Raw genomic sequence first — 3806 nt, 5'->3', positions numbered from 1 at the left:
GAAGGGGTCAGAAAAGATTAATTGTCGTACTTTGGCGGAATGTGATTCTTGCACCAAACATGGCTGCAAAATGCGTTTATTCCTAACAGTCTTCAGCCTATCCACCTGAGTTACGATTCTTCTCTTTTTGTCAAAGTTTTATAATTCATGTCTCTTCTTGCCTGCCTGTCGTAGCGAAGCGTAGATCCCGCATATCGAAGCCCCGAAGCTCCGGCAGATGGTACTGGGGCCTGCCCCGTTAAATTTTTCGCAGAAAAGGAGCGAAGTGGATTTAACTGGGGTGGCTAATTAATTTAAATGGAAAATGAAAAGTGACAATTTTTGTCAAAAAATTAACAATATTTGTAAAATATTGTCATTTATATTGGCTGTAAAGTTGCAACATATTTTAGATTTAATGTAATATTCTGGAAAAACAACATGTTGTAAATATTAATACCACAACAAAAGAAATGGCATGTTCCTTGCATTTGTTAACTTCAGAACAAAAATAAAAAATGGACTTTATAATCAATATATATTATAAAGGGGGTGCAAAAAAAATAAAAGAAAAATAAAAGAAGGATGCACTTTTAAGCTGACTTAAAAAAATCGTAAAATAAAATAAAGTAAATATAAATAAATTATTAATATCAAGGAGGATTTAAAATGTTACAAAAACTAAGAGGAAACAATTCAAAAGGTTTTACACTTATCGAGCTGATGATCGTTATCGCCATCATCGGCATCCTGGCAGCCATTGCCATCCCGAACTTTATTGCCTATAGGAACAAGAGTTTCTGTTCTGCTGCGGAATCGGATGCAAACGCTATTGCAGCCGGCATTGCAGATTATTTTTCTGTCCCATCGATTGTTGCTGTGCCTACTCAAGCCGGTACTAATGCAGTTGATTTTACAACCGCTGGTGTTGCGAAAACCGTAACCCTGAGCTTTGCTGGTACAGCAAATGCGAATACCGGGAGTATCATAAGTGCTACCGGCGATCCAGCCGACGGCATTACAATTACAGTTACTGATACTAGCGGCAGATGTCCTGATGATTATACAACCCCATCTGCAGATTGGGGTGGTGGTGTAGGCGCTGCTGGCTCTGATTTTACCAAACTAATGTCGCCATAATAGTTTAAAAAATACCAGTAGATAACGATACGTTAATTTAAATAAAAACGGTCTGATTTATTCACGCTATAAATCAGACCGTTTTAATTGGATTGTTAACCCTACAGATAAATACTCGACTAATTTGCTCAAATATGCCATAGGACATGCATGGAAAAAATCGATGCACGAAAAATCGGTACTGATGCTCAACGGCAGCGCTGCTATCAGAAAATCCGGCTTCGTAAGCAGGGTGCCCGTAAAAAGATCAGTTCCAATGCAGATGTTAATCGTTTCACTTGCAGCATTTGAGAAAACTTCAAACGATGCCGAAGCGCGATATGAAATACTTCAAAAAGCCGAAAACCGCATATACATCAGAACAATAAAATGGGATTGGATAGCATTTTTCATAAAAGATCGTTTGCCTTTCTCTTACTTTCCCTTCTGATAATTATCATTTATTCAAACACGTTTTACGCTTCATGGCATCTTGACGACCGACCAAACATAGTTAACAATTACTATCTCCATCTCGATTCTCTTCACCCGGGAAAGCTGGTTAAGACATTTTTTACCGACAATCATAATCCTGAACAATTAAACAACAGGACATACCGTCCGGTTGCATGCCTCACCTTTGCATTGAACTGGTATTTTGGACAGGATAATGTGGTTGGCTATCACATCGTCAACACTGTTATACATATTATAACTGCGTTTTTCCTGTTTATTTTTATTTTAAACCTGTTCGATACGCCCAGTCTAAAAAATAATTACCTGGGACATCCTGTTTTCATCGCATTTCTGGCAAGTATCCTATGGGCGGCCAACCCAATACAGACCCAGGCAGTCACCTATATTGTACAGCGCATGGCCCAGCTTGCCGCCCTTTTTTACATACTCGGATTATATGCTTACATAAAGGCAAGATTGAGCAATACGTTTAACAGACGTTTTGTCTGGTTTTCATCCTGCCTTGCTTTTTATCTGCTCGGCGTTAATTCAAAGCCCAATGCGGCCATGATGCCCATGGCTATAGTGCTAATTGAAATTGTATTTTTTCAGAATCTTTCCGATAGGAAGACAAAAAAAAAGGTTTTCCTGGCCGCTTCAATAATTGCTGTGTTGATTTTATTGGCGGGATCTGCTGTTTTTTTGCGGGGAGATCCATTATCTTTTTTAGATCTATATAGTACACGAACGTTTACCCTTTCAGAGAGATTGCTTACGCAACCAAGGGTGATTTTGTTTTATCTTTCTCAGATTTTTATCCCTATGCCGGATCGGTTTTCGATTGCCCACGATATTGTTTTATCATCCTCTCTGCTCAAACCCTGGACAACCATACCGGGCATTTTGATCATTTTTATTCTGATTGGGTTCTCCGTTTCACAGATTATAAAAAGACCGATCCTTTCCTTTGCGATCCTGTTTTTTTTTATAAACCATATCATAGAATCAAGCATCATTGCTCTTGAAATTATCTTTGAACACAGGAATTACCTCCCCTCATTTTTTTTGTTTCTGCCGGTGGCTTACCTGCTGAACTATCTTTTAATAGTATATAAAACAAAAAATAAAGCATTTTATGCTTCAACCATTTTTATTATTATATCTCTTGTTGCGTTTTTTTCAGTCAGCACATTTATTCGGAATCAAGTCTGGAAAGATGATATCACATTGTGGACGGATGCGGTATCAAAGGCGCCAAATAATGCGCGGGCCTTAAATATCCTTGCCATCAAGCTTGCTTGGGGAGATAACAGTAAACATCCCAACCGATATGATATGGCGCTAAAACTTTTTGAAGACTCGCTGAAAAAACATCTCCCATCAAGTTATGTGAAAGCCGATATTTATAGCAATATGGCACTGATTTATTTCCATAGTAAAGACGATCCTCAAAAAGCTTTTAAATACTTTTACGAGGCGCTGAAAATCCATCCTGAAAATCTTAAAAATCGACGAAAATTTGTCGAAGCGTTGATAATTAACAAAAATTTTGAATCTGCGCTTGAACATGTTGATATTCTGCTTTCAAAAAAAAGTGATAACGGAAGATACCTCAATCTGAAAGGCCATATTTTGTTATGGCAACAAAAATATAAAGAGGCTTTATCTTTCCTTAAAACTGCTTATCCGATATCATCAGACAAAACCAGTATAATTCTTGACACATCAGTCTGTCTAAGTTTGTCAGGAAGTTATGCAAAAGCAGAGCAATTGCTAATGGATGCAATCGAAAAATATCCTGATAGTATGGTTTTTTATCTTGCTATTATGGAGAACAGTATCCGATCTGGAGAAGGAAATAAGGCCACCATTTATTTGAAAAAAATGTTCCAGCAGTTTGATAGAGAAGAAATAGTTCGAGAAATAGAAAATTATACAGATAATCCAAGATATGCGCCAATATCAAAAAAGCTAATAATGCCTATTATTGAAAATGAAAGAAGACGGAAAATCAAATATAATCAAGAGTATTGAACTGCGATTAACAAAAAAAAACAGATAATTCCACTTCCATTCCCTTTTTATTTCTGGACAGTAGCATTTCTTGCATTAGGAGGGGTTTTAGATTCTATATACCTGTCAATATCTCACTACCGGGTTTATACCGATATAGCTTACGAAAGCTTCTGTGCCATTTCCAGGTCAATTAATTGTGATACGGTTTCACAGAGTCCATATTCAATATTTATCGG

General features: G+C 37.2%; 4 protein-coding genes. All 4 read left to right on the top strand.

The window, feature by feature from the left end; translation table 11 throughout:
- The first annotated feature begins 648 nt into the window (after nucleotides 1-648).
- The gene (locus K8S13_RS16745; protein ID WP_291464263.1) at nucleotides 649-1119 is read left to right on the top strand and encodes a prepilin-type N-terminal cleavage/methylation domain-containing protein; all 471 of its coding nucleotides are present in this window, start codon (nucleotides 649-651) and stop codon (nucleotides 1117-1119) included.
- A gap of 163 nt (nucleotides 1120-1282) precedes the next feature.
- The gene (locus K8S13_RS16740) at nucleotides 1283-1549 is read left to right on the top strand and encodes a hypothetical protein (protein WP_291464261.1); all 267 of its coding nucleotides are present in this window, start codon (nucleotides 1283-1285) and stop codon (nucleotides 1547-1549) included.
- Nucleotides 1489-3588, top strand: coding sequence for a tetratricopeptide repeat protein (locus K8S13_RS16735; RefSeq protein WP_291464259.1), 2100 nt, complete (start codon nucleotides 1489-1491; stop codon nucleotides 3586-3588). Before K8S13_RS16740 ends, K8S13_RS16735 begins: the two co-directional genes overlap by 61 nt.
- Nucleotides 3589-3594: 6 nt before the next feature.
- Nucleotides 3595-3806, top strand: a 212-nt coding sequence (locus tag K8S13_RS25750) for a vitamin K epoxide reductase family protein (RefSeq protein WP_367172688.1), incomplete at its 3' end; no start/stop codon positions are given.

Source organism: Desulfobacula sp., assembly GCF_021107415.1.
The sequence above is the reverse complement of the archived record's forward strand: the minus strand, read 5'-3'. Positions and strand labels throughout refer to the sequence as shown.

Bases quoted from the DNA above. Each gene is read 5' to 3' on its own strand.
- K8S13_RS16745 (WP_291464263.1), top strand. From the start codon at position 649: ATGTTACAAAAACTAAGAGGAAACAATTCAAAAGGTTTTACACTTATC.
- K8S13_RS16740 (WP_291464261.1), top strand. From the start codon at position 1,283: ATGCACGAAAAATCGGTACTGATGCTCAACGGCAGCGCTGCTATCAGA.
- K8S13_RS16735 (WP_291464259.1), top strand. From the start codon at position 1,489: ATGGGATTGGATAGCATTTTTCATAAAAGATCGTTTGCCTTTCTCTTA.